The following is a 25,916-nucleotide window of genomic DNA, read 5'->3' as shown; positions in this document are numbered from 1 at the left end:
GTTTTTACAACTCACTACGTCAAGCCGGACTCAGTGCAGGCCGGAAACGTAGTTTGCCAAGGCCTTGATCTCGGCATCGGTCAGACGGCTAGCCACGTCCACCATGATGTTGGCGTTGGTGGTACCTGCACGCTCGCCGTCACGGTAGGCTTTCAGCTGCTTCTCTACGTATTCGGCAGTCTGGCCGCCCAAGCGCGGATAGCCCGCCGGCTCGTTACCGGCACCAGTCGGGCTGTGACACCCGGCACAGGAGGGAACACCAGAGGCCATGTTGCCGCCACGAAACAGCGCCTGACCACGCTCAACCAGGTCCGGATCGGCCTGGCCAACAACCATTTCCTGCTCGTTATAGTAGGCAGCCAGATCCCACAGGTCCTGATCAGACATATTATTCAGCAAGCCGGTCATTTCCGGAATCGGACGGTCTCCGTTTTTGATATCGACCAGTTGGCGATACAGGTATTTCTCGCCCAATCCGGACAATTTCGGATACACCGCCATAATCGGCTTGGCTCCGCCCTGCCCGTGGCAGCTGGCACACACCGCTGCTTTCTGTTCACCCGCTGCCGGATCCCCTGCCCCGTGAGCCATTGCCGTCAGGCCAACTCCGAGAACAACTCCTGCGATCAGTCTTTTCATGCTCGCTCCGCTTCTCTCATCTTTGCATCTTGAAAGTATTCTTCGTTGTGCAGCCGGCAGGCGCCAATCTATCTGGCTTATCACCGGGACTGACAGCGGCAACGCGCAGCGTCCCGCCGGAAATTGGTGTAGCATTATACATTAATCGCCGATAACTGAAATCCAAAGGAATACCAACCATCGTGGACCCTGATCTGACTCAAAAAAGCGTTTCGTTCAACAGTGCCCGTTTTCTGATCAGCGCGTCCAAACTGGACGAGTGCCCGCCCGACATCGGTGCCGAGGTTGCCTTCGCTGGGCGCTCCAATGCCGGCAAGTCCAGCGCGCTGAACGCCATTACTGCCAACGGCAAACTGGCCCGGACCAGTAAAACACCCGGCCGCACCCGGCTGATAAACTTTTTTACACTCAATAAAGAGAACCTGCGCCTGGTCGACCTGCCCGGTTACGGCTACGCCAAAGTCTCCCGGGACATGAAAGACGACTGGCAACAGCATCTGGGGCATTACCTGAATGATCGCCGCTGCCTGCGAGGCCTGGTGCTGGTGATGGATATCCGGCACCCACTCACCGACTTCGACCAAATGATGGTGGAATGGTGCGAGCATAACAACCTGCCGTTGATGATTCTTGCCACCAAAGCCGACAAGCTGAAATTTGGGCAAGCGAAAACGGCCATGCTGGGCATTGCCCAGAAGCTGAAACCCTATGCGTGCGTAGCACACCTGATCATGTTTTCCGCCACCTCAAAACGTGGCGTGGATGAATGCCGGGAAGCATTGACAGACTGGCTGGAGGCGCCGGAATCGGAAACCCCCTGATGAAAAAAACCGGCCTGCCATCAGACAGGCCGGTGAAACGTCAGGGTTTGCGACGCACCTGAGAACTCACTCAGGAGACGCAGGAAATGTCCGGTTTCCCACGTCACTACCTTTGAACGCGATCGCGGAAAAAAGTTCAATTTTTAACCAATCCGGACAGAAACCCCGGTTTCAGCCCGCGAGGACTCACCGTTCTGCTCCGGATTTTCCGGCAGCGTTGGCCGATACTTTTCACGTAACGCCAGCACCTGCTCGCGATAATTCGGGGTCAGATAAGGCAATTCCAGAGTCAACACCTGATAAATACCCTGCTTGAGTTCGGTCAGGGTGAGACTGGCAGGCTCGTCACTGGCGTGGGCGGTCTTCAGAAAAGCCATCCAGTTGGTGATGACCAGCCAGACGTTGAGCGACATGGCCGAACGTAAATCTTCCGGCTGCGGCTCAATAATACCCGCCTCCGCCAGCTTGCCGAAGATACGGTTGATGGCAGCAAGACATCGATTGGTGAATTCCCGATAGTCCTGGCGCAGCCTGGTATCGCTGTCCAGCAGGTATTCCAGGTCCCGGTGAAAGAAGCGGTAACTCCACAAACCGTCAAACACCGATTCCAGGTAAAAGGTCAGGTCGTCAAGCGTCAGCAGCCGATCCTCCGGAATATCGAGGTAATAATCCACCAGTTTTTCATACTCCTGGAAGATTTCGTAGATGATGTCGGACTTGTTCCGGAAGTGGTAATACAGGTTGCCCGGAGAAATCGCCAGGTGCGCGGCAATGTGATTGGTGGTGATGTTCCTTTCACCCCGCTCGTTAAAAAGCTCCAGACTGGATAGCAGAATCTTGTCTCTGGTTTTCATCGTCCCGCCAGTGATTGTTGTTATCTGCATCACGGATGGCCCGATGAGCCAACCGTCATTTCTTGACTGCCTAGAGTATATACTCTAATAATAGCCTCAAGTGCAAATCGTCCAGATTTTAGCCAACCAAAAACAACAGGCTCAGGGTATCGCCCTGCAGCCAATGGGGAGAGAAACATGGGAGCCACTGTCGTCCAGCTCACTGAGAGCAAAAAGCAGATTCAGCACACCCATCGCGTGTTTGAGGACCAGAAGAAGGCGTTCCGGAACAACCCGATGCCGTCTCTGACCGAACGCAAGGAGAATCTGAAACGACTCAAGCGTGCCCTGCTATGCCATCAGGACCGTCTGGTAGAGGCCATTGACAGGGACTTCAGCTGCCGCTCCAAAGATGAAACCCTGATTGCAGAGGTAATGCCATCCATCCAGGGTATCAACTACACGCTCAAACATCTGAACGAGTGGATGAAGCCGTCCAAGCGGCACGTCTCCGTTCTGTTCCAGCCCGCCAGTAACAAGGTGCATTACCAGCCCAAGGGTGTGGTCGGTGTGATCGTGCCCTGGAACTATCCGCTGTATCTGGCCGTTGGTCCACTGGTGGCGTCTCTGGCTGCCGGCAATCGCACCATGATCAAGATGTCGGAATTCACTCCGCACACCTCCGCACTGTTCAAGGAAATCATTGAATCCATGTTCCCGGAGGATCTGGTCTCGGTGATTACTGGCGAGGCGGACGTGGCCGCCGATTTCTCCCAGCGCCCCTTTGATCACCTGCTGTTCACCGGTTCCACTTCGGTAGGCAAACTGGTGATGCGCGCGGCCGCAGAAAACCTGACGCCGGTGACCCTGGAACTGGGCGGCAAGTCGCCTGCGATTGTGTCTCCGGATGTGCCGATGGAAGACGCGGCCCAGCGGATTGCTTTTGGTAAGGCATTTAACGCGGGCCAGACCTGTGTGGCACCGGATTACGTGCTGTGCCCGGCGGATCGGGTTCAGGGGTTTGTGGATGAGTTCCGCGCCAGGTTTGCGGAGATGTATCCGAGCCTGCGGGATAACGATGATTTCACGGCGATCATCAATGAGCGCCAGTACGATCGCCTGCAGAGCTATCTGGAGGACGCCCGGGCCAAAGGTGCCGAGCTGGTGGAGATCAATCCGGCCAATGAGAACATGAAGGACGGCACCCGAAAGATTCCGCTGACGCTGGTACTGAAAACCACGCCGGATATGAAGGTGATGCAGGATGAGATTTTCGGGCCGATTCTGCCGGTGGTGAGCTACGGTGGTCTGGAGGAAGCCGTGCATTACATCAATGATCGGCCGCGTCCGCTGGCGCTGTACTTCTTTGGCTATGACAAGTCGCACCAGCAGTTTGTGGTGGATAACACGCTGTCTGGCGGCATGTGTATCAACGATGCGTTGATGCATGTGGCGCAGGATGATCTGCCGTTTGGTGGTATCGGTGATTCCGGTATGGGCCATTACCATGGCAAGGAAGGGTTCCTGACTTTCTCCCATCATCGGGCGATCTTTACCAAGCAAAAATTCAACAGCGGCAAGTTTGTTTATGCGCCGCACGGAACGGCGGCCCATCGGATGGTTTATAAGCTGTTTATTCGCTGAAGCCTGATTGCTTGGTGCAGGGCTGGAGTGTGGTGCGTCTTTCCAAGACACGCCGTGAATACTTCCATGTAGGCTTGAGCAAAACATCCATGTTTTGCACAGTCTTGGAAAGACGCACCACACCCCAGCCACCGGCAAAGTGCCTGCCGCCTTATAACAACAACGTCGAAAGAAGCCTCTACAATGACCAAACCCTCCCCGGAATACCACCCAGACCATCAGCCGGAACTTAGCCGACGCAGTTTCCTGAAAACCGGCCTCGGCGGCGCCATTTTCCTGAGCACCGTCAGCATGACCGCCGGCCTCACGGGCTGCGCTACCGCCCCCGCCGGGCGGGTAAGTGCCGTTGATTCCCGGATGGACGCCAGTTACCAGTTCGAGTTTTTGAGCCGGGATGATATTGCCCTGTTTGAAGCACTGTTACCGGCGATGTTTGCCGGTGCGCTGCCGGAGGAGCCGAATCAGCGGCAACATGCGATTGCCGGGACCATCGAGCGGATTGATCAGGGCATTGTGATGTTTGGGCCGGCGAACCAGAAGGAGCTGCGCAAGCTGTTTGATCTGCTGAATTTCGCACCCACCCGGATAACCCTGGCGCGGGTGTGGTCGGATTGGCCCTCGGTGACTACCGAGAGTGCTGAGGCGTTTCTCAATCGGTGGCGGGATAGCCGGATTGGTCTGCTGAACAACGGCTATATCGCCCTGACCAAAATCAGTAACGTGGCGTTTTATGGCCACGACACGCACTGGCACTTGTCTGGCTACCCCGGGCCACCCGCCTGGGCGGTTGATGCCCTGCCCCAGTTCCACAACGCCTGACCCCATCGCAGATTACGGAGAGCAGTATGTCCATGAACGACCCTATCGCCCGGGGTCTGGCTTCTGGCTGGAATGTGACTGACGCCAGCAAACTGACCACCGATCAAACCGTGGAAGCGGATGTGGTGGTCATCGGCACCGGTGCCGGTGGCGGCACCACGGCGGAGATTCTGGCCCGGCAGGGGCTGTCGGTGATTCTGGTGGAAGAAGGCCGGCTGTATTACCAGAAAGACTTCAAGATGGATGAGCTGACGTCCTACGCCAGCCTGTATCAGGAAGGCATGAGCCGGGTCACCGCAGACGGCGCCATTGCCATTCTTCAGGGCCGCTGCGTGGGCGGCTCGACGACCGTGAACTGGACCAGCAGTTTCCGCACGCCAGACGAAACCCTGAACTATTGGAGCCAGAACCTCGGCCTGAGCGGCCTCGCCCCGGACACCATGGCCCCCTGGTTCCAGGGCCGGGAAGAGCGCCACACCATGGCGCCCTGGATGACACCGCCGAACCTGAACAACGACATTCTCAAGCAAGGTTGTGAAAAGCTCGGCTACTCCTGGCAGGTGATCCCCCGGAACGTCAAAGGCTGCTGGAACCTGGGTTACTGCGGCGTCGGTTGCCCCACCAACGCCAAGCAGGGCGCACTGATGACCACCATCCCCGGCGCCCTGAACAACAACGCCCAATTGTTCCACGGCCTGCGCGCCGACCGGCTGGTGATGAACCAGGACCGCATCGACCACCTGCAGGCCAGCGCCATGGGCCCGAACGGTGTCACGCCATCCGGCGTTACCGTCACCCTTAAAGCTCGGCACTTCGTAGTCGCCGCCAGCGCCATCGGTTCTCCCGGGTTGCTGCTGCGCTCGGAACTGCCGGACCCTTACAAACGCGTCGGCAAGCGCTCGTTCATCCACCCGGTCAACGCCACCGTCGCCCGCATGCCCGCCAAGGTTGATCCCTTCTACGGCGCGCCGCAGTCCATCTACTCCGATGAATTCAACTTCAAACACGGCGTCGATGGCCCGGTCGGCTACAAACTGGAAGTCCCTCCATTGCACCCCGCCATGGCCGCCGGCGTGGTTCCCGGCCACGGCCAGGAACAGAAAGACAACCTCGGCCAACTGCCCTGGATGCAATCCGTCATCGCCCTGCTGCGCGACGGCTTCCACGAAGACAGCCCCGGCGGCACCGTCAGCCTGCGGGACGACGGCAGCCCGGTACTGGACTACCCCATCACCGACTACCTCTGGCAGGGCATCCGCCAGGCCTACCTGGACATGGCCGAAATCCAGTTCGCCGCCGGCGCCGAAGCCGTCCAGGCGGTACACCTGGACTCCGGCTGGTACACCAGCTGGACCCAGGCCAAAGACGCCATCAACCAACTCCCCATGAAACCCCACCGCGCCCGCCTGTTCACCGCACACCAGATGGGCGGCTGCGGCATGGGCGCCGACCCGAAAAACTCCGTGGTCAACGGCTTCGGCGAACACCACCAGGTAGCCAACCTGAGCATCCACGACGCGTCCATCTTCCCCACCAGCATTGGTGCGAACCCGCAGTTGTCGGTGTATGCATTGGCGGCAAGGAACAGTAACCGGTTGGCGCAGAAGCTAAGAAAGCAAGGCTAGCCTTCGCTCCTGCAATAAGATGAAAACGTGGAAAACTCCCAGAGATTCCGGGGAGACCTGCACTCAGTTGGGTAGCGCTGGTCGGGGGTGTCCTCCCGGGAGTCTTGAGGGCCATGGACGGCCCGAAAGAAGCGCACAGGGAAGTGCTCGTAGCGTCTCCCGGGAGGCCACCCCCGACCGGCGCCAGCACCGAAACAAGGCACCATTCGCAAAAGGCCCGGTACACCACGCGGACTACAGCATGTAAACGGTTCCTGCTATCCTACGGCCCATCAACAAAAGGAGCTGTGCATGCCAAAAGTCATCTACCCAGGCACCTTCGACCCCATCACCAACGGCCACACCGACCTCATCGAACGCGCCGGCCGCATGTTCGACGAAATCGTCGTCGCCGTCGCCTACAACCCGAAGAAACAGCCCCTGCTCAACCTCGAAGAACGCTGCGAACTGGTCCGGCAAGCCACCGCCCACCTCCCCAACGTCAGCGTCACCGGCTTCAGCAACCTGCTCGCCGATTTCGTGCGGGAGCAGAACGCCACCGTCATACTCCGCGGCCTGCGCGCAGTCTCCGACTTCGAGTACGAATTCCAGCTCGCCGACATGAACCGCCGCCTGGCCCCGGAAGTGGAGAGCGTATTCCTGACACCCGCCAACCACCTGTCGTACATCTCGTCGACCCTGATCCGGGAAATCGCCTCGCTCGGTGGCGACATCTCCGAATTCGTCGACCCCGCAGTGGCAAATGCCCTGAAAGAGAAGTTCAGCAAGTCCTGAAGGGATTAAAGCAGTGGCGGCATCGGAATCTCGATGCCATTGATATCCAGAACCAGATCCCGCAGGCGGCCAGTCATGACCAGTTGGTCGCCGGCATCCACCAGCAACCCCTGTTTGATCAAGGGTGCCACCTGCATGCGCACGGCCGGATAGTTCTCAGCCAGGGCCAACGGCATACGGAAGTCCAGCGCCCCGGTTAAACCCTGCATAACCATCAGCATGTTGGCCCGCTCACTCTCAGACAACTCCGGGTGGGACAGGTCCAGGCTTCCCTGTACAGCTCCTTCGGGCGTATCCAGGCTCAACTCCCGGATGCCTGCGGAAAATCCGGCGGCCGCTAGCCCGCGAACCGAATCGTTAAACCGCTGCATCAGGGCCATCTGCTGCTCGAACGCCGCCTGCGGGGATTGACTGGCCTGCGCCGCCATCAGCTGCATGTCGGTCATCACCGAACTGAACTCATTCCAGCTGGCAACATCAAGACCATCTACAGCGAACTCAATCCGGTGCGGGCCGAAGGTACCGTCATCAAAGACAACGGAGTCCAGCGCCAGGGCAATCGAGGAATCCAGTCGCTCGCCTTTTCGGTCTGCCTCGCTATGACTGCTCAGCGCGATACCGTTAAACGCCATGGGCGGCACCTGAGGACCCTGCATGGTCAAGGCATCAATCGTGACCGCACCGGCGCCGGTCCAGATATCACCGGATAACCAGGCAAGGCTCTGCTCCATGTGCACGTTTTCAATGGTGACGTTCATCTCCGGCCCGGACAGCACCACCGCCGGCCAGACCATCAGCATGTCGGCTTTTTCACCCAAACGGCCAACATCAATCCGTGCCAGACCACCGCTGCTGCGCAAAACACCACCACCGTGTGGCTCGCTTATCTCGATAGCAGGGGCCTGCAATTCCAGCGTGGCGGAACCCCAAACCCGGGTTTCCAGTGTCAGTTTTGGTTCGTCGTTGGGGAACCAGCCTGCCCCCTCCGGCTGCCAGCCTTCCGTAGGTCTGAAATTCAAGTGGCTGCCAGTAATGCCGTGAGAAACCTGAACCTCAAAGTCTATGCGGTTACTCTCGCCCGTGGCAGGGTCCAGAAAGGTGGCGGTACCAGAGACTTCGGAGCTCATCACACCGCGCCGGTAACGATCGGTTTCCATGCGCAGGAACGGCTGGGCATTGTTGACTTCCTCGGTCGCAGCCTGCCAATGTTGCTCAGTCAGATAGCCCACGCCCCAGGGGGCTACGCCAGCCACTACCAGTATCGCCGTGCCGGCGATGGTCCAACGTTTAAGATTCAAGGTTCCAATCCTGTTGTGTTTTTATTTCCTGCCGGCCGGTGGCCAGCGTATCAATTCGGTTTAGAGGTTAACCGGTCCAGCAACACCAGCTGCGAAGCCAGGCGCTCCTCTCCTTCTTCTGGCTGATTCTGTAGATAACTGCCATCAGACTGCAATACCCAGGACTGGCAGTTATCAGAAAGATAGGTATCCAGATCCTCGGTCACCCGCTCGATCAGCGCCGGCTCTTCGATCGGGAAGGCGGTCTCAACCCGGCTCAGCAGGTTCCGCTCCATACCATCGGCGCTGGAACAGTAAACGTCGGGTTTGCCGTTGTTGCCGAAGTAATATACCCGGGTATGCTCAAGAAAGCGCCCGATGATGGACCGCACCCGGATATTCTCCGACAGGCCCGGCACCTGGGGACGCAAGCAGCAGATACCGCGAATGATCAGATCAATACTGGCACCGGCCTGGGACGCCCGGTACAGGGCTTTGATCACCTGCGGCTCGGTCAGGGCGTTGAACTTGAAGATAATGCGCCCGTTCTCACCGAGCCCGGCTTCCCGCTCAATCAGACTGATCAGGCGATTGTGCAGGGTGAAGGGGGCGTGGAACAGCTTCTTGATCTTCAATGCCTTGCCCATGCCCGTCAGCTGCTGGAACAGCTTGTTGACATCGTCACCGATGGATTCGTCGCAGGTCATGAAGCTGTAATCGGTGTACAGCCGGGCGTTACCGGCATGGTAGTTGCCGGTACCCAGGTGCACATAACGGCGCAGCCGGCCTTCTTCCCGGCGTACAATCAGGATCATCTTGGCGTGGGTTTTGTAGCCCACCACGCCGTAGACCACAATCACCCCCGCCTCCTGCAGACGGCTTGCCAGCTCCAGGTTCTCGGCCTCGCTGAACCGGGCCCGCAGCTCGATAACGGCGGTCACTTCCTTACCCCGCCGGGCCGCATCCGCCAATGCCTCGACAATTTCAGAGTCGGCTCCGGTACGGTACAGGGTCTGGCGGATCGCCAGCACATGGGGATCTTTCGCCGCCTGACGCAGCAGGTCGACTACCGGGCTGAAGTTTTCATAAGGATGCAACAACAGCAATGGCCGCTTGCGGATGGCATCAAACATGGATTCCTTGCTGCGAATCTGGCGCGGAATCGAGGGGGAAAAACTGGAATAGGTCAGGTCGAGGCGATCCACCAGGCTGCCAACGGCCATCAAACGGGTCAGATTGACCGGTCCATGCACCTGATACAAGTCCCGCTCGGTCAGACCGAACTCCCGCAAGAGAAACTGCACCAACTCCTCCGGGCAGTTGTCGGCCACCTCCAAACGCACTCCGTCACCAAACCGGCGACTCAACAATTCGCCGCGCAGGGCCGAGGCCAGGTCTTCCAGGTCGTCTTCCAGCTCAAGGTCAGCGTTACGGGTCAACCGGAACTGGTAGCAGCCTTTCACTTCCATGCCCGGGAACAACTCGTCCGCATGGGCGTGAATCATGGACGACAGAAACACCAGGTTGTCGCCGCCGTCACAGACGTCATCCGGCAGCCGAACCAGGCGAGGCAGGGAGCGGGGTGCGGGCACAATGGCCATGCCGGTTTCCCGACCGAAGGCGTCTTTGCCATCGAGTTCAACGATGAAGTTGAGGCTCTTGTTCACCAGGCGAGGGAACGGGTGCGACGGGTCCAGCCCGATGGGGCTGACCACCGGTAATATCTCTTCCTCGAAGTAGTTCCGCACCCACTCTGCCTGGGCCGGCGTCCACTCACGGCGCCGGACAAAGTGAATGTTCTCCTTTTCCAGCTCGGGAATGAGCACCTTATTGATGATGTCGTACTGCTCGTGGATGTAGTCGTGGGCCACCCGGCTGATCTCTGCCAGCACCTGGTCTGGCTGCATGCCGTCCACGCCCACGGTCTCCCGGCCGTACTTCATTTGCTGGCGCAGGCCCGCCACCCGGATTTCAAAGAACTCGTCCATGTTGCTGCTGAAAATGCAGCAGAAGATCAACCGGTTGATCAGCGGATGAGTGGTATCCAGCGCCTGTTTCAACACCCGGTAGTTGAACTGAAGCTGGCTCAGCTCGCGGTTGAAATAGTTTTCACTGGCGTCCAGATTGATGTCTTCGCCCACCGGCGGTACATCTACCGGCGCAGGCACACTCAGGTCACTGATCTCTGCGGTTTGCGCATTCTCGGTTGTCATTACTCTATATATCCATGGTTATTTCGGGCGCCTTCAAGCCCCTCTATGCCCGCGAACGATCCCTCATCAGTCTCGCCGCGCGCACTGCAAAATAGGTCAGGATGCCGTCAGCACCGGCACGGCGCATGGCCATCAGGCTCTCCATCATCACCGCATCGCCATCCAGCCAGCCGTTCTGCGCAGCGGCCATATGCATGGCGTACTCACCACTCACCTGGTAGACAAACGTTGGCACCTGCAGTTCGGTTTTCACCCGGTGCACAATATCCAGGTAGGGCATGCCCGGTTTGATCATGACCATATCGGCACCCTCGGCCAGATCCATCGCCACTTCATGAATGGCTTCGTCACTGTTGGCCGGATCCATCTGATAGGTCGCCTTATCAGCCTTGCCCAGGTTGGCGGCAGAACCGACCGCATCCCGGAACGGGCCGTAATAGCTGGAGGCATACTTGGCAGAGTAGGCCAGAATCCGGGTATTCACATAACCGGCGCCTTCCAGGGCATCGCGGATAGCCGCCACGCGACCGTCCATCATATCTGAAGGGGCAACCACGTCAGCCCCGGCATCGGCATGGGACAACGCCTGGTTCACCAGAGCTTCAACGGTGACATCGTTCAACACATAACCGTTGTGATCAATAATGCCATCCTGACCATGGGTGGTGAACGGGTCCAGGGCAACGTCGGTGATCACGCCCAGTTCCGGCTGAGCTTTCTTCAGGGCACGAACCGCCCGCTGAGCCAGGCCGTCCGAATCCCAGGCACCCGAGCCAGACAGATTCTTCCTCTCAGCAGGGACGACCGGAAACAGCGCCACCGCTGGAATGCCCAGCTCCACCAGTTCCGCAGCCTGCTCCACCAGAAGATCGACGCTCAGGCGCTCCACCCCCGGCATGGACGGCACCGCCTCACGCTGGTTCTCGCCTTCAAGCACAAACACCGGGTAGATCAGGTTATCAGGCGACAGCTGGCTTTCACGAACCAGACGGCGGGAAAAATCGCTGGCGCGATTACGGCGCAAACGAGTCGACGGATAGGCTCGGCTTGAAATCGGCGGGCGCTGTTTGGACACGGATAACCTCCTGAATATGGATGGCCTTGGAAAGTGATGACATCATACACCCCAGAGGCCACGCATTGCAGGTTTGAGCCCAGTGTGCCGTTGACCGATGACAATCCAGTGACAAAAAACGGACGGCCCTGCCTCAGGATGGCAGTCGCCGCCCGCCAATGAAGGGAATCAGACGGATCGGTTGTTAAACCCTACTTCCACCTTGCGTGGGGAGTCCGCACGGAACGTGGTGTCCACTTCCTGTATCCGACCGCCACTTTGCAGGAATGCTTCGATATCAGCCTGCAACTGGGCCCTGACCCGTGCCCTGCCGGCAATGGAATGGTTATCATCACTGTCGCTGGTCCAGTTACCGGACTGCTCCAGATTGCTTTCGTCGAATTCACTCATGGTATTTTCTCCATCAACGAAAACAGAACTACAAGCACTGTTGGCTCTGCGCCTGACAGCACCCCGTCTCGACCGCCGGCCGCCTGCGGCCCCGTCTTGGCGTCTTTATAATCCGGTTTTGGTGACGACGCTATTTCCTGACAACCACTTTTTTGTAACTTTTTGTATCCAATTTCAAGCCCATGATTTTAAAGATGTCTTGCATGACAAAACAAACAACCGCAAATTGACACAAAGAATGAACCGTGATTCACTACTTGTAAGGAGCCGGCATGGCCTATCGTGAAACCGAAAAGATGCGCGAACGGAAAGCCCGGGCACGCCAGAACATCATCGAGCGCACCTGGGAATGTGTCGCTGAAGGCGGCTTCCGAAGCGCCCGTATCACCCGGATTGCTGGCCTGGCCGGCGTTGCCACCGGCACCATCTATCGGCATTTCGAGTCCCGCGAGGACCTTTTTGCCGAAATCTTCCGGTTGGCCACCCAGCGGGAAGTCGACAAGGTGGCCGAAGCGCTCAACGTATCCGGAAACGCCGTTGAACGCCTAGACAACGCCTTGAGGAAATTTGCCCAGAGGGCCCTCAAAGGCCCCATGAAGGCCTGGGCCCTGATCGCCGAACCGGTGGATCCGAAGGTAGAAGAAGAGCGACTGGTTTACCGAAAGGCTTACGCCAGCCTGTTTGAACAGGCGATCCGGGATGGCATAGCCGAAGGCTGCATACCGGACCAAAACGCACGGCTCGCCAGTACCTGCCTGGTGGGCGCGATATCAGAATCCCTGGTGGGGCCTCTGTCACCAACACAGACAGACATACCGCCGGGGCAAGACAACAACGAAGATGAGCTGGTCAACACCATCGTCTGCTTCTGCATACGGGGGTTGACCGGCACCAGGAGCTAACCATGAACAGCCCGCAGCGCAAGACCGAGTCCACCGCCGACAACCGCTACCTGTCGGCCACCCACGAGGTGATCAACCAGCCACGGCCGCTGGAGAACTACAACCTCTACGAACAGGACAACGCGCTGCGGGAGGCGGTACTGCGCGAGGGCGCCGGCTTCGCCAACGACGACCTGAGTCAGTTCGGCGCCTGGGCCGGCCAGGCGGATACCATTGACCTTGGTAATCAGGCCAACGCCAACAAGCCCTCCTTCCGCACCCACGACCGCTACGGCCACCGGGTAGATGAGGTGACCTTCCACCCGGCCTACCACGAACTCATGCGCGTGGCCCTGGAGAACGGCCTGCACAGCTCGCCCTGGACTAACCCCGGCAAAGGCGCCCACGTCGCCCGCGCCGCCAAATACTACCTGCACTCCCAGGTAGAAGCGGCGCACTGTTGCCCGATCACCATGACTTTCGCAGCGATCCCGTCGATCCAGAACCAGCCTGACCTGGCCAAACTCTGGGCCCCGAAAATCCTGGCCAACGAATACGACAGCCGCAACGTGCCAGACGGTGACAAAACCTCCGTCACCATCGGCATGGCCATGACCGAGAAACAGGGCGGCAGTGACGTACGTGCCAATACTACCGTGGCCTACCCGACCGGCCAGGAAGGCCCGGGCCAGCCCTATGAGCTGGTTGGTCACAAATGGTTCGTCTCCGCCCCCATGTGCGACGCCTTCCTGGTGCTGGCCCAGACCACCAGCGGCCTGTCCTGCTTCCTGATGCCCCGGTGGCGCCCGGATGGCACCAAGAACCCCTGGCAGGTACAGCAACTCAAGAACAAAATGGGCAACGTCGCCAACGCCTCCAGCGAAGTGGAAATCCGCGGCGCCCTGGCCTGGATGGTCGGTGAAGAAGGCCGCGGCGTACGCACCATCATCGAAATGGTCGCCATGACCCGCTTCGACTGCATGATCGGCAGCGCCGCCGGCATGCGCCAGGCCGTGGCCCAGGCAACCCACCACTGCCACCACCGCAGCGCCTTCGGCGCAACCTTAAGCGACCAGCCGCTGATGCAGAACGTCCTGGCCGACCTGATCATCGAAAACGAAGCCGCCCTCGCCTACACCATGCGCGTAGCCCGGGCCATGGACAACCAGAACAAAGAACACGAACGCCTGCTGGCCCGCCTGGCCACCCCCGTCGGCAAATACTGGATCTGCAAACGCACCCCCAACCACGCCTACGAAGCCATGGAATGCATCGGCGGCAGCGGCGTCATGGAAGACTGCATCATGCCCCGGCTGTTCCGGGAATCCCCGGTCAACGCCATCTGGGAAGGCAGCGGCAACGTCCAGTGCCTGGACACCCTCCGCGCCCTGCAGAAAGAGCCCGAAACCCTGGACGCCTTCTTCAAAGAAGCCGCCGAAGCCCGTGGCACCGACCGCCGCTTCGACCAGTACCTGGCACAACTGCAACACGACTTCGCCGACATCAGCGACTTCCAGTACCGCGCCCGCAACCTCGTCGACCGCCTGGCCCTGACCCTGCAAGGCTCCCTGCTACTGCGCTTCGGCGACAAACACGTCGCCGACGCCTTCTGCGCCTCAAGACTGCAATCCAGCGGAGGTATGAACTACGGCAACCTGCCCTCCGGCACCAACCCGGCGGCGATTATCAAACGGGCGACACCTGTAGTAGGCTAGGGAAAATCCAGACAGCCTGTCACGAAAGCCAGAGCAACCGGCTGAAGCGACTCCCCGTATACCGTTCGGGAAGCGGTGAGGGTGGGCTGTTCAAAACCTTGCGGAGCCAGGGATGGCGGAGCAGAGCGTACAAGGACGTATCCACAGCGTGTTTTGAACAGCCCACCCTCACCGGTTCCTGCACCAAACGAGCCAAACCAGACATGTCAGAAGCCCTGAGAAAACTGCTCAAAGAAGGCAAAAACCCACAACAGCACCAGGACATCACCCCCCACGTAGGCGTACTCACCCTGCACTTCCAGCTCTACGCCTGCGAAGACCTCAAAGCCAAACGCAAAGCCTTCACCGCCATGAAAGCCATCTGGGGCAAAGAACCCGACCTGGCCGTTGCCGAAACCGCCGACCAGGAAGCACTGGACTGCGCCACCTGGACCATCGCCGCCCTCGGCGCCAGCGCCCAGCAAATCACCCAGCGCCTCGACCAGGTCGAAAAAGACATCCAGGAGCGCATCGACGCCGCCATCCTGGATGTTCACCGGGAAATCCTCTGATAGCCCCGGCGCCGTAACACCAGCGCCCGCAGGGCATAGCGTCATTGCTGTTCAGGCCTTATACTACCGCCCCTCAGGGAATACATGACCTGTAATCACGCAGGCTATACTACGAGTGTCGGGCAACGCCCGGCTTCGTCCGCCGGGTTTCCGGAACCGACCTTGCGGATAACCACTGAAAGAAGTGTGTGGCTCTATGACCGGAAAGAAAAAATCCGCCCAGGCCTCCGTTGAGGCCATGTATCGCGTATTCACGGTGCCCGAGGCGCCGGAATCCACCCTGAGCCGCATCGATCAGAACATCTCCCGGAACCTGGCCGGCTTCCTCCAGGAACACATCGTCGCCGTTGAACGCGACCTGAGCGATGTCGAAAAAAACTTCGCCGACTCCGTGATTCCGGAAAAGCCCGTATTCGTCTCCGAACAGGCCCAGTTCCTGCTCGACAAACTGGTGGCCAACTCGGTTCACACCGCCTCACCGGCATTCATCGGCCACATGACCTCGGCACTGCCCTACTTCATGCTGCCGCTGTCAAAAATCATGATTGCCCTGAACCAGAACCTGGTCAAAACCGAAACCTCGAAGGCCTTCACCCCCCTGGAGCGCCAGGTACTGGGCATGATCCACCGGCTGGTGTACCAGCAGGACGGCTCCTTCTACCGAAAATGGATGCACGACCCCCGGCACGCCCTGGGCGCCATGTGCTCCGGCGGCACCGTCGCCAACCTCACCGCCCTGTGGGTCGCCCGCAACCGCGCCTTCCCCGCCGAAGGCAGCTTCCGCGGCCTGCACGAAGAAGGCCTGTTCCGGGCACTGAGGTACTATGGCTGCGAAGGCGCCGCCATCGTTGTCTCCAAGCGCGGTCACTATTCCCTGCGCAAAGCCGCCGACGTACTCGGCCTGGGCCGGGATGCCCTGGTGCCGGTGGAAACCGACGAATTCAACCGTATCCAGCCCGATGCCCTGCGGGACAAATGCCTGGAACTGCAAAAGCAGAAAATCAAGGTCATGGCTATCTGCGGCGTGGCCGGCACCACCGAAACCGGCAACGTCGACCCGCTGGACGCCATGGCCGACATCGCCCGGGAATTCGGCGCCCACTTCCACGTCGACGCCGCCTGGGGCGGGCCAACCCTGTTCTCCCGCACCCACAAACACCTGCTGCGCGGCATCGAGAAAGCCGACTCGGTCACCTTCGACGCGCACAAACAGCTCTACGTACCCATGGGCGCCGGTCTGGTGGTCTTCAAAGACCCCAGCCTCGCCAGCGCGGTAGAACACCACGCCCAGTACATCATCCGAAAAGGTTCCCGGGACCTCGGCAGCACCACCCTGGAAGGCTCCCGCCCGGGCATGGCCATGCTGATCCACTCAGGCCTGAAAATCCTCGCAAGAGAAGGCTACGAAATTCTCATCGACCAGGGCATCGACAAAGCCAAAACCTTTGCCAACATGATCGATGAACAACCGGATTTCGAACTGGTTACCCGGCCGGAACTGAACATCCTGACTTACCGTTATTGTCCGGAAGACGTACGCCAGGCACTGGCCATGGCCGACGAACTGCAGGCAGAGAAAATGAACACCTGCCTGAACCGTATCACAAAATTCATCCAGAAAACCCAGCGGGAGAGAGGCAAGGCATTTGTCTCCCGAACCCGACTGGAGCCGGCCCGCTACTACCACTTCCCGTGCATCGTTTTCCGGGTGGTCCTGGCCAACCCGTTAACAACACCGGATATTCTGGAGGACATTCTTGAGGAGCAGCGAGAGCTGTCGTGGGAAAACGGCATCAGCGACGAAATGGCTGTTCTGAACCAGATGGCAGCCACGGTACTGACCCAAAATAACAGAGACAAACGGGCTAATGGCTGACCCATGGTCAGTCCGAGGCAGATTCCGTCACTGGCAAAGCCAGCTTCAAACCGGCATCCATCAATTCTTTCAGTAATATACCGTGGCTCCCGTCCGGAAGTTCGCGTTTGATGGCGTAAAGAGCGTTCTTTTCATCGGCAAGAGCCAAGGCCAGATCTAATGCTTTGAGTTCAGCAAGCCTGCTTTTGTCGGGGCTGGTTACCAGAAGCACCCTTGGGCGAAGTCTGTTTCTTGGGTTGGCCTCGGTGACAACGGCAAGCTCCCCGGTCTGGAGTTCTACCAGCGACCCCGGTGGGTAGATCCCAATAAATCGGATAAACTCCTCTGCCAACTCGCCATCGAATTGGGCGCCCCGGTGTTTGTAAATGATTTCCAGAGCGGTCATGGAGGAGCGACAGGTGTCGTAAACTCGATTGCTGGTGATGGCGTCATACGTGTCAATGATGGCGACTATTTTCGCAAAATAGGGGATCTGCGCTGCCTTGAGTGATCGCGGATAACCTTTGCCATCCAGCCGCTCATGATGATTGTAAGCCACATCCACAGCAGCATTCAGAGAACGTCCTGACGACATCAGGATATCCCGACCATAATCCGCGTGACGCCGCATAGCGGCGAATTCATCCGGCGTCAGTGCGCCCGGTTTTTGGAGGATGTCCAAAGGGACTCTCGCTTTGCCCACATCGTGCAACAGACCGCAAAGACCCAAGGTGCGAATTTCACCTTCAAGCAGGCCCAGGTGTTTTCCGAAAGCTGCGGACAGGATCGCCACGTTCATACAATGCTCAGCAGTGTAATCATCACGCTCTTTGAGCTTGGTCAGCAAAAGCATGGCGTCGGTGTTGTTGAGAATACTGTCCACACACTGGTTGACGACCTTGCGGGCGCTATTGAGATCCAATGCCCGCCCCACTCGCAGGCCTGACATGATACTGTCCGCGACCGTTTTTGCCTCTCGATGGAACTGACTGGCTCGCCCAATCTCATCACCAAGGGCCACTTTGTTGATGTAGTTCACCCTGATAGGTTTTTTGCCCCCTCCCCGGGGAGCATCCGCCGTTGAAGGGCGGCCCTTATGTCGGCCAAAAAAATTGAATAGAGAGGAGGTCTTGCTTTGCTTGCTTGGCTGATTTCTTACGGATTTACTTGGGCCACTTGCCGGACTGACTTCGCGACCCTCAATGTAGACAAAGTCGCATTGATCCCGCAGAGCCCATATGTCGGACTCGGACTTTACAATGAAACCCTGCAACAAGAAGGAGGTTTCTTCCCAGGGGCGATCCAGCCGCACGACGTGCATACCGATCTCGAGATCAGTGACTGGAACTTGCCGCTCGACGATTGTCTCTCCCATGAACGCCACCAGATTTTACAGCGTATGACCATGACCCAATGAGAGTGTAGCGTAAACGGACAAATCCGCGTGTAAAACCTTGCAAACCGCTAACGCCGTCGACAACCGCGAACAGCCTTCAGTACAGGGCCTCTTCGTCATCCAGCACCTCGTGCAGGATCTCCAGGAACATCTTGTCCGCCTCACTCCAGTTCTCCGGAATCCGGATGGTGGTGTTGGCACTGATCTCACGCGCGATCAACTCATCTGAATTCGGCTGGCCCTTGTACTTACGGGCAATATCCATGGATTTAACCGCAATCGTCGGCTCGCTCATCACCTTCTTGATGAACACCCGCAACTCTTCAATCATCTTGGCCTGACGGCTCTCGGAAGATGAACTCATTCCTGACTCCCCGATTATGGATAGCGTTAAAGCAAACCGGCCCGCTCAGGGCCTGATGCCTATAGTATGGCCAATCCGCGGGGCGGTAACCAGCCCCGCATAAACCATCAGATCATCAAACCACGCAGGGTGAAGAACAGGAACGCCGCCATCAGGGCAGACGCCGGCACAGTGATGATCCACGCCGCAGCAATCCGGAACAGGTGCGAGCGCTTGACCATTTCCTCCTTGTAGATCTTCTTCAGACGCTTGCGTTCAGACTTGGTCAGCGGCACCTGATCCTTCTTTTGCTTGGCCTGCTTCAGCAGATTCTCCATTTCCTCGACAGACGCATTCCGGAAATCATCCAGGAACGGCTTCAGTCGCTCCTGCTCCGCCGGGTCATGGTGCTCCATGATCTTATGCAACTGGGTGGCATAGTTGGATTTCAGGTATTCCCTCAGGAAACCAACCCCGAATACGCCACCAATGGCAATATGGGTGGAACTGACCGGCAGCCCCAACTGGGAAGCAAGGATAACGGTAAGTGCTGCGGACAATGCAATACAAAACGCACGGGTTTTATCCAGCTCGGTGATTTCGCTGCCAACCGTCTTGATCAGGCGCGGGCCAAACAGCATCAGGCCCACCGCAAGACCCAGAGCACCGACCATCATCACCCAAAGCGGGATGCTGGCCGAGGTGACCACACCGCCACCAGCCTGGATGGCATCATTAATGGCCGCCAGCGGGCCAATAGCGTTGGCCACGTCGTTGGCGCCATGGGCAAAACTCAGGAGTGCTGCCGCGAAAATCAGCGGCCAGGTGAACAGCATATTCACACCATCGATGCTGTTCTCCATCGTCGCCGCCTTACGGCCAACCAGGGCTCTCATGGTGAAAAACACCACTGCCGCCAATGCCAGACCAATCAAGGCGGACTGGGTGAAGTCCAGCTTCACCAGCTTGCTCACACCTTTGATCATCAGATAAGTGCCAAAAGCCCAGGCCATGATGGCCACCAGCCAGGGCACGAAGGTGCGGGCCGCTGACACCAGGTTCTTCTGGTACAGCACGGTTTTTTTGATCACAATCAGGAACAACGCCGCCAGGGCACCACCCAACACCGGGGAAATCACCCAACTGGCAGCGATCTTGCCCATCACCGACCAGTCGGCGATGGCCCAGCCGCCAGCGGCAATACCGGCCCCCAGAACGCCACCAACAATTGAATGGGTAGTTGACACGGGCGCGCCCATCCAGGTGGCCAGGTTCAACCACAGGGCGCCTGCGAGCAGGGCTGCCGTCATCAGCCAGACAAAGGCGCGCGGGTCATCGAGACTGGTGGGATCAATAATGCCACCCTTGATGGTTGAGACCACATCGCCACCGGCAATGATCGCGCCACCGGCCTCAAACACCGCCGCCAGCAAAACCGCAGCACCCAGCGACAGGGCACCGGAGCCAACTGCCGGGCCGACATTATTAGCGACATCATTGGCACCTATGTTGATGGCCATGTACCCACCAATAACAGCAGCAGCCATCAACAGCATATTATTGGGCAGGCCCTGGCTAAAGGAACCAACCACAAGCCAGACGATAAGCAGGAACAGAACGCTCAGCCCGACCCGATACCGTTCCGTGGCGGGGCTGGTGAGCAGGGTATCCAGAAAGTTGCTGGAGCGGGCCATAAGCAATGTCATCTCTTGTGAGCTGAATGGACATCGGGCAGTCATGCCACGGGGGGGGCAAACTATAAAATTTTTGCCATAAAATTGAAACAAAACTGACACACTAGGCAGGCGTCACACTCCCGTAAAGAGGGACTGCAAATGCTATATAATTTGGCGCATACTTCCGGAAAGAGCGTCAAAAAACGATAAAAGCGCCCATGACCCACGACACCCTAGCCGACCACGCCAGCTCCCGAGAACAAGAAGAGCGGCAAATCTCCCGATTGCTCAATGGCCTGTCCGTGATGGCCGTCGTGTTTCTGGCGGGCATTGGCACCAAGGCCTGGTATGCGGAGCACCCGGTTCATGCCTGGGTGCTCTGGCTGTTTATTGTTCCTGTTGCGTTCAACATGATCTGGTACGCCTGGACGCGGGACCGGGTTGTGCAGAAGGCCGGCCTGCTGACCACCGTCGGCCTGTTGTTTGCCTACCTGCTGGCATCCGGCGGCGAGGGCAACACCGGCCCGCTGTGGTTCTATGTATTCCCGCCCTTGCTGTTCTACCTGACCAGTCTGAAAGGCGGCACCGCCATTCTGCTGTTCTGTTATCTGCTGGCGATCATTGTTTTCCAGTTCCCCGGGCTGCCACTGGTGACTGCGGAATATTCCACCGACTTCAAGATTCGTTTTTTCGCCACCCTGACCTTTGAATCCATTTTCTGCTTTGTACTGGAAGCGGGGCGCCTGCGGGCCAGGAACAGGCTTCTGGCCCTGGCAAAAGCCCATGAACGTGCGGCCCGAACTGACGAACTGACCGGGCTGGCCAACCGTCGGGAAATGCAGAACCGGCTGAATACCGAGTTCTCCCGGTTTAAACGCGCGGGCCACCATTTCTCTGTGGTGCTGATTGATCTGGACCTGTTCAAGCGCATCAACGACGACCATGGCCACAACGCTGGCGACTCGGTGCTCCGTCAGTTCGCCGACCTTACCCATACTGTGGTGCGGCAATCCGACCTGGCGGCCCGCTGGGGCGGGGAAGAATTTCTCCTGCTGCTGCCAGACACCAGCCTGCTGCAGGCCCTGGCCCTGGCCGAGCGGCTTCGAGCGGAGGTGGCCAGTACACAGTTCCAGTATCAGGGCGAGACCCTGCCGGTCACCATCAGTGCCGGAGTCTGTTCCATTTCCAAGGCGGGTTCAGTAACTGAGCTACTAAAACAGGCTGATATCCAGTTGTACAACGCCAAAGACGCGGGCCGAAACCGCATTGCACCCCGGGTACGAAGCCAGGACACCCCGGAAGCAACCGAAACCCGGGCTTGAGCCCACAGGACACCATCGCTATGATCAGCCCCGGTTGGCCAAAGGGCCAAAGTCCTGACAAAGCATAGGTGGTGACATGGCAGCAATTCGAGTTCTGGTTGGCAGTGTTTATGGTGGCGCCCTGCTGACAGCCCGCAAGATTCGCGAGGAACTGGAAGTCGACGGTCACCAGGTGGCGGTCCTGGAAAATCCGACCCTGGATGACATAACCTCCAACGATGATGCCCTGTTAGTCTGCACCTCCACCACGGGCCAAGGCGAAGTTCCGGCCAACCTTCTAACGCTCTATGTTGACCTTCGGGACCAACTCCCCCAGCAACCAGGCCGGCCGTTCGGGGTCATCGTGCTGGGCGATAGCTCCTATGGAGACACCTTTTGCGGCGCCGGCGACCTTATGGAAGAAGCTCTTTACGAGACCGGTGCCCGCAAAGTGGGTGAAACATTGAGGGTTGATGCCCTGGAAACCATGGAGCCCGAAACCGAGGCGGTCCCCTGGGTCAAAAACTGGGTTAACGGTATTTGACCAATCTTTACACAAGTTACCAAATCTCCCTGCCGCGACGCTTGAGCCGCCTCCAGCGACAGGCCATACTCGTCAGCATAACGACAATAACGGTAACCTGTGACTCTGATGAACCCGGCTAAGCTTCTGGCCCTGCTGTTTCTGGTGATAACTCTGCCGCTTCAGGCGCAGCCGGCAAGCGTTTCGTATATTCCGGAGATGGAGTATCTCCGCCTGGCGCCGGGCGTTCAGCTCACGCCCCAACAAGCAATGGCCTCGGACGATTGGCAGGTACTGCCGGAGAAAACACCCAATTTCGGCTACATCCGAGACCATATCTGGCTTCGCTTTCCGGTCAGCAACCCGGAACTCATCAGCCTGCTGGAAATCAGCTACCCGCAACTGGATCATGTCGACTTTTACCTGATCCGGGATAGCAACATTGTTCACCATGAAAGCACGGGCGACCAGAAACCCTTCCGGGAGCGACCGGTTCAACACCCTCACTTCCTGTTTCCGTTTCAGCTTCAGCCTGACGCCAATTACCAGATCCTGCTGAGGGTAGAGACCCAGGGCGCCATGCAGATTCCCCTGAAGCTCTGGAACAGCCGCAGCTACTTTGAAAAGGCCTCTGTCGAAAGCCAGCTGCACGCCGGTTACTACGGCATTCTGATTACCGTTATCTGCTTCAATCTGTTTGTGTTTCTGGCACTGAGGGAACCGGTCTACCTACTTTATGTGTTATCCACCCTCGGTTACCTGATTCTTGTGGGCAGCCTGAACGGCATCACCTATCAGTTATTGTGGCCAAACCTCCCAGCTATACAGAACCGGGCCATGCTGCTGACCGTGCCGTTTGCTATGGTCTTCACCCTACTGTTCTCACGCTCGTTCCTGAGGCTGAAACGGTCCAGCCCAGGGCTTGACCGGCTGATTCTGTTAACCATTACCCTCAATGTTCTGACGGCGGTCATCACCTTCTTCACCGATTACAGCACCGGCAGCCGCCTGACGGTTGCACTCGCCATTCCCAGCTGCCTGCTGCTGACGGTGGTGGGGCCGCTCCAATGGGTTCGCGGCAATCCCCAGGCGGTCTACTACACCCTGGCCTGGGGCGCTCTAACCCTGGGCAGTGCTATTACCGCAGCCAACAAGTATGGCCTGATCCCTACCAACTTCATCACCGCCTACGGCATGCAAGTAGGCTCCGCTCTGGAGGCCATTCTGCTAAGCCTGGCACTGGCGGTACGTATTTACCGGGAACGCCAGGACAAGGTTCTGGCCCGGGAAGCCGAGTTAAGGGCACTGGAAGCCCGGCGGTCAGCCGAGCTTCGGCTGATGGACCAGGCCCTGCATCACCCACTGACAGGCCTGCCCAATCGCAGCAGCTTTGAAATGAAACTGAGTGAGCTCACCCACTCGAACGACCGCAAACGCTATGGCGTGGTGATTATTCACCTCAACAACCTGAATTCGGTGACCAAGACCCTGGGCCATCGCAACAGCGATCGCATCCTGGAGCTCGCGTCCAAGCATTACAATGCGGTGATTCGAGATGTACCGGGCGCCATTGCCATTGAACAGAGCGACGTCCGCAACTTTTACCTAGCCAGCCTGGACCCGCAAACCTTTGCCTTCCTGGTTGATGCCAGCGAAGCGGAAGCTGCCACCAGGGCTGTGCTTCGCAGCATTGAGGAAGTCCGTTACCCGGTGGATTTCCTGGGTATGCAGGTACCATTGGCGCCGCAACTCGGGGTCGCGATCTATCCCGAACACGGTACAGACGCCAACACCCTGATCCGTCGCGCCGTGATTGCCGAAGGCTCTGACCGTGCCCGGGACCGGGGGATTGCCTACTACAAGCCGTCCCGGGATTCCTACAGCGCGGAACGACTGACCCTGGTATCGGAACTCCGACACGCCATCGACAACAACAAGCTGGCGCTGTATCTACAACCCAAGCTGTCGCTCAAGTCCGGCCAGATCGTCGGATATGAAGCCCTGATCCGCTGGCCAGACCGCGAACAACCGGTCCCACCTGACCAGCTCATTGCCCTGGCGGAGCAAAGCGGACTGATCAAACCCCTGACCCGCTGGGTACTGCAGGAAGCCCTGCACCTGCGCAGCCGGTTGCTGGAGCTGGGCTTCGACGCAGGCATAGCGGTGAATATCTCACCCAACAACCTCCGGGAGCCGGATTTCGCGGTATTTGTTCAGCGCCTGATGCAGAGCTTTCATGCCCATATGGGGGCCATCACCTTTGAGGTAACGGAAACCTCCATGATGCAGGACCCCGTAAATTCTCTGAAGGCGCTGAATGCCCTGAACGCGGCAGGTATCCCCCTGTCGATCGACGACTTCGGCTCGGGCTATTCCTCGTTGTCTTACATCAAACAGCTGCCAGCCAGTGAGATCAAAATCGACCGGTCACTGATCACCGAGTTGTCACACCGGGAGGAAGACCGGGTGATCGTGCGGACTACCATCGATATGTGCCACAGCCTGGGCTACACGGTGGTTGCGGAGGGAGTTGAGGACGAGGAAACGCTGGCTCTGCTGGAAGACATGGGCTGCGACCTGATCCAGGGATACATTCTGACCAGACCGCTGCCCTTTGACGGGTTGGTTGACTGGATGTCCGGTCAGCCCAGGCGCTCGCGAATCAGCGCTTCCTGAGTCGTTGACGCCACCAGAACACCGTCCCGGGTAAAGAAATTGCCCCGGTTGAAGCCCCGGGCACCAGACGCGCTGGGGCTGTCCTTATCGTACAGCAGCCAGTCGTCCATGCGGAAATCCCGGTGAAACCAGATAGCGTGGTCCAGACTAGCCACCTGCATCCCCTTGCTCATAAACGTTCGGCCATGGGGGTTCAGCGACGTACCGAGAAAGGTGAAATCAGAAGCGTAGGTCAGCAGGCACCGGTGCAATACCGGATCGTCCGGCAGAGGGCCGGCCGCCCGGAACCAGTTCTGCCGATGGGGCGGGCGCTTCTCTGGCTTGAACGGGTTCATTGGATTGACCGGGCGGATTTCAATCGGACGATCCTTGGTCATCACATCCCGCAGCTTTTCCGGCAGTTTTTCGGCAATCATCTTGCCCCAGTCCTGCTCAGACCGCAGTGAATCAGGCTCCGGTGCCTCAGGCATCTCCAACTGGTGATCCAGCCCGGGCTCGGCCACCTGGAACGACATGGAGCCGGTCAGAATTTCCTTGCCATCCTGGCGGGCAATCACCCGACGCACCGAAAAAGTACCGCCATCACGCACCCGCTGCACCTCGTAATCAATCGGCATGCTGTGGTTGCCCGGGCGCAAAAAATAGGCGTGCAGCGAATGACACAGCCGGTCCTCTACGGTGCGACTGGCTGCCATCAGGGCCTGCCCCAGCACCTGACCACCAAACACATGGGGGAATCCCAGGTCTTCGCTCTCACCCTGAAAATGATCATCACCGATGGGGGACAAGTCCAACAGCTCCACCAGCTTACGGGTTACCTCTAGCATGCCTGCTCCTGTGTTTTGTTAGCTCACGAACGGGTTTTCTACCCCAGACAGCAAAATTTCGC

22 protein-coding genes are annotated in these 25,916 nt (G+C 58.5%); 12 read left to right on the top strand and 10 right to left on the bottom strand.

Features of this window, described 5'->3' with window-relative positions; all coding sequences use genetic code 11:
• Positions 1-30: 30 nt before the first annotated feature.
• Positions 31-639 (bottom strand): c-type cytochrome, encoded by a 609-nt coding sequence (locus ASQ50_RS12605; protein ID WP_058091507.1) that lies wholly within the window; start codon positions 637-639, stop codon positions 31-33.
• 182 nt (positions 640-821) lie between these two features.
• Between ASQ50_RS12605 and yihA the strand changes: the two genes are divergently transcribed.
• Entirely contained in the window at positions 822-1,460 is a 639-nt protein-coding gene (gene yihA / locus ASQ50_RS12600; protein WP_058091508.1) for a ribosome biogenesis GTP-binding protein YihA/YsxC, read from the top strand.
• 143 nt (positions 1,461-1,603) lie between these two features.
• On the opposite strand, the gene ASQ50_RS12595 is transcribed toward yihA, so the two are convergent.
• Entirely contained in the window at positions 1,604-2,314 is a 711-nt protein-coding gene (locus ASQ50_RS12595) for a TetR/AcrR family transcriptional regulator (RefSeq protein ID WP_058091509.1), read from the bottom strand.
• Between the two features lie 177 nt (positions 2,315-2,491).
• Here ASQ50_RS12595 and ASQ50_RS12590 point away from each other — a divergent pair, with 177 nt between their 5' ends.
• From ASQ50_RS12590 to coaD, 4 genes are all read left to right on the top strand, one after another.
• Positions 2,492-3,937, top strand: a complete 1,446-nt coding sequence (locus ASQ50_RS12590; protein ID WP_058091510.1) for a coniferyl aldehyde dehydrogenase — start codon at positions 2,492-2,494, stop codon at positions 3,935-3,937.
• 183 nt (positions 3,938-4,120) lie between these two features.
• On the top strand, positions 4,121-4,756 hold the full coding sequence (locus ASQ50_RS12585; RefSeq protein ID WP_058091511.1) for a hypothetical protein: 636 nt from the start codon (positions 4,121-4,123) through the stop codon (positions 4,754-4,756).
• A 26-nt stretch (positions 4,757-4,782) separates the two neighbouring features.
• Positions 4,783-6,381, top strand: coding sequence for a GMC family oxidoreductase (locus ASQ50_RS12580; RefSeq protein ID WP_058091512.1), 1,599 nt, complete (start codon positions 4,783-4,785; stop codon positions 6,379-6,381).
• A gap of 291 nt (positions 6,382-6,672) precedes the next feature.
• Complete coding sequence (gene coaD / locus ASQ50_RS12575) at positions 6,673-7,155, top strand: pantetheine-phosphate adenylyltransferase (RefSeq protein WP_058091513.1); 483 nt, start codon at positions 6,673-6,675, stop codon at positions 7,153-7,155.
• Positions 7,156-7,160: 5 nt separating this feature from the next.
• On the opposite strand, the gene ASQ50_RS12570 is transcribed toward coaD, so the two are convergent.
• The 4 genes from ASQ50_RS12570 to ASQ50_RS12555 all read right to left on the bottom strand — a co-directional run bounded on the left by ASQ50_RS12570 (position 7,161) and on the right by ASQ50_RS12555 (position 12,110).
• The gene (locus tag ASQ50_RS12570) at positions 7,161-8,453 is read right to left on the bottom strand and encodes a DUF945 family protein (protein WP_058091514.1); all 1,293 of its coding nucleotides are present in this window, start codon (positions 8,451-8,453) and stop codon (positions 7,161-7,163) included.
• 50 nt (positions 8,454-8,503) lie between these two features.
• Positions 8,504-10,645, bottom strand: a complete 2,142-nt coding sequence (gene ppk1 / locus ASQ50_RS12565; protein ID WP_058091515.1) for a polyphosphate kinase 1 — start codon at positions 10,643-10,645, stop codon at positions 8,504-8,506.
• A 43-nt stretch (positions 10,646-10,688) separates the two neighbouring features.
• Positions 10,689-11,720 carry a porphobilinogen synthase gene (gene hemB / locus ASQ50_RS12560; protein WP_171039992.1) on the bottom strand — a complete coding sequence of 344 codons (1,032 nt, stop codon included), beginning with the start codon at positions 11,718-11,720 and terminating at the stop codon, positions 10,689-10,691.
• A gap of 168 nt (positions 11,721-11,888) precedes the next feature.
• The gene (locus ASQ50_RS12555; RefSeq protein ID WP_058091516.1) at positions 11,889-12,110 is read right to left on the bottom strand and encodes a hypothetical protein; all 222 of its coding nucleotides are present in this window, start codon (positions 12,108-12,110) and stop codon (positions 11,889-11,891) included.
• Between the two features lie 272 nt (positions 12,111-12,382).
• On the opposite strand from ASQ50_RS12555, the gene ASQ50_RS12550 reads away from it, so the two are divergent.
• The 4 genes from ASQ50_RS12550 (at position 12,383) to panP (ending at position 17,133) form a co-directional block, all read left to right on the top strand.
• On the top strand, positions 12,383-13,012 hold the full coding sequence (locus tag ASQ50_RS12550; RefSeq protein WP_058091517.1) for a TetR/AcrR family transcriptional regulator: 630 nt from the start codon (positions 12,383-12,385) through the stop codon (positions 13,010-13,012).
• Between the two features lie 2 nt (positions 13,013-13,014).
• On the top strand, positions 13,015-14,706 hold the full coding sequence (locus ASQ50_RS12545) for an isovaleryl-CoA dehydrogenase (protein WP_058091518.1): 1,692 nt from the start codon (positions 13,015-13,017) through the stop codon (positions 14,704-14,706).
• A 203-nt stretch (positions 14,707-14,909) separates the two neighbouring features.
• Positions 14,910-15,257 carry a DUF503 domain-containing protein gene (locus tag ASQ50_RS12540; RefSeq protein WP_058091519.1) on the top strand — a complete coding sequence of 116 codons (348 nt, stop codon included), beginning with the start codon at positions 14,910-14,912 and terminating at the stop codon, positions 15,255-15,257.
• Between the two features lie 196 nt (positions 15,258-15,453).
• Positions 15,454-17,133: a pyridoxal-dependent aspartate 1-decarboxylase PanP gene (panP, locus tag ASQ50_RS12535; protein ID WP_058091520.1), complete on the top strand. Its 1,680-nt coding sequence runs from the start codon at positions 15,454-15,456 to the stop codon at positions 17,131-17,133.
• Between the two features lie 7 nt (positions 17,134-17,140).
• On the opposite strand, the gene ASQ50_RS12530 is transcribed toward panP, so the two are convergent.
• The 3 genes from ASQ50_RS12530 to ASQ50_RS12520 form a co-directional block, all read right to left on the bottom strand.
• Positions 17,141-18,487, bottom strand: a complete 1,347-nt coding sequence (locus tag ASQ50_RS12530) for an HD-GYP domain-containing protein (RefSeq protein WP_058091521.1) — start codon at positions 18,485-18,487, stop codon at positions 17,141-17,143.
• A gap of 118 nt (positions 18,488-18,605) precedes the next feature.
• Positions 18,606-18,872 (bottom strand): hypothetical protein, encoded by a 267-nt coding sequence (locus ASQ50_RS12525; RefSeq protein ID WP_058091522.1) that lies wholly within the window; start codon positions 18,870-18,872, stop codon positions 18,606-18,608.
• Positions 18,873-18,979: 107 nt separating this feature from the next.
• Positions 18,980-20,545, bottom strand: coding sequence for an inorganic phosphate transporter (locus ASQ50_RS12520; RefSeq protein ID WP_058091523.1), 1,566 nt, complete (start codon positions 20,543-20,545; stop codon positions 18,980-18,982).
• A gap of 200 nt (positions 20,546-20,745) precedes the next feature.
• Between ASQ50_RS12520 and ASQ50_RS12515 the strand changes: the two genes are divergently transcribed.
• The 3 genes from ASQ50_RS12515 (at position 20,746) to ASQ50_RS12505 (ending at position 25,027) form a co-directional block, all read left to right on the top strand.
• Positions 20,746-21,849, top strand: a complete 1,104-nt coding sequence (locus tag ASQ50_RS12515) for a GGDEF domain-containing protein (RefSeq protein WP_058091524.1) — start codon at positions 20,746-20,748, stop codon at positions 21,847-21,849.
• A 76-nt stretch (positions 21,850-21,925) separates the two neighbouring features.
• Positions 21,926-22,372, top strand: a complete 447-nt coding sequence (locus ASQ50_RS12510; RefSeq protein ID WP_058091525.1) for a flavodoxin — start codon at positions 21,926-21,928, stop codon at positions 22,370-22,372.
• A 108-nt stretch (positions 22,373-22,480) separates the two neighbouring features.
• Entirely contained in the window at positions 22,481-25,027 is a 2,547-nt protein-coding gene (locus ASQ50_RS12505; RefSeq protein WP_058091526.1) for an EAL domain-containing protein, read from the top strand.
• Here the strand turns inward: ASQ50_RS12505 and tesB are convergent.
• Positions 24,994-25,854: an acyl-CoA thioesterase II gene (gene tesB, locus ASQ50_RS12500; RefSeq protein WP_058091527.1), complete on the bottom strand. Its 861-nt coding sequence runs from the start codon at positions 25,852-25,854 to the stop codon at positions 24,994-24,996. The genes ASQ50_RS12505 and tesB overlap by 34 nt on opposite strands.
• Between the last annotated feature and the right edge of the window lie 62 nt (positions 25,855-25,916).

Source organism: Marinobacter sp. LQ44, assembly GCF_001447155.2.
In the GTDB taxonomy this organism is placed as follows: Bacteria; Pseudomonadota; Gammaproteobacteria; order Pseudomonadales; family Oleiphilaceae; genus Marinobacter.
The sequence above is the reverse complement of the archived record's forward strand: the minus strand, read 5'-3'. Positions and strand labels throughout refer to the sequence as shown.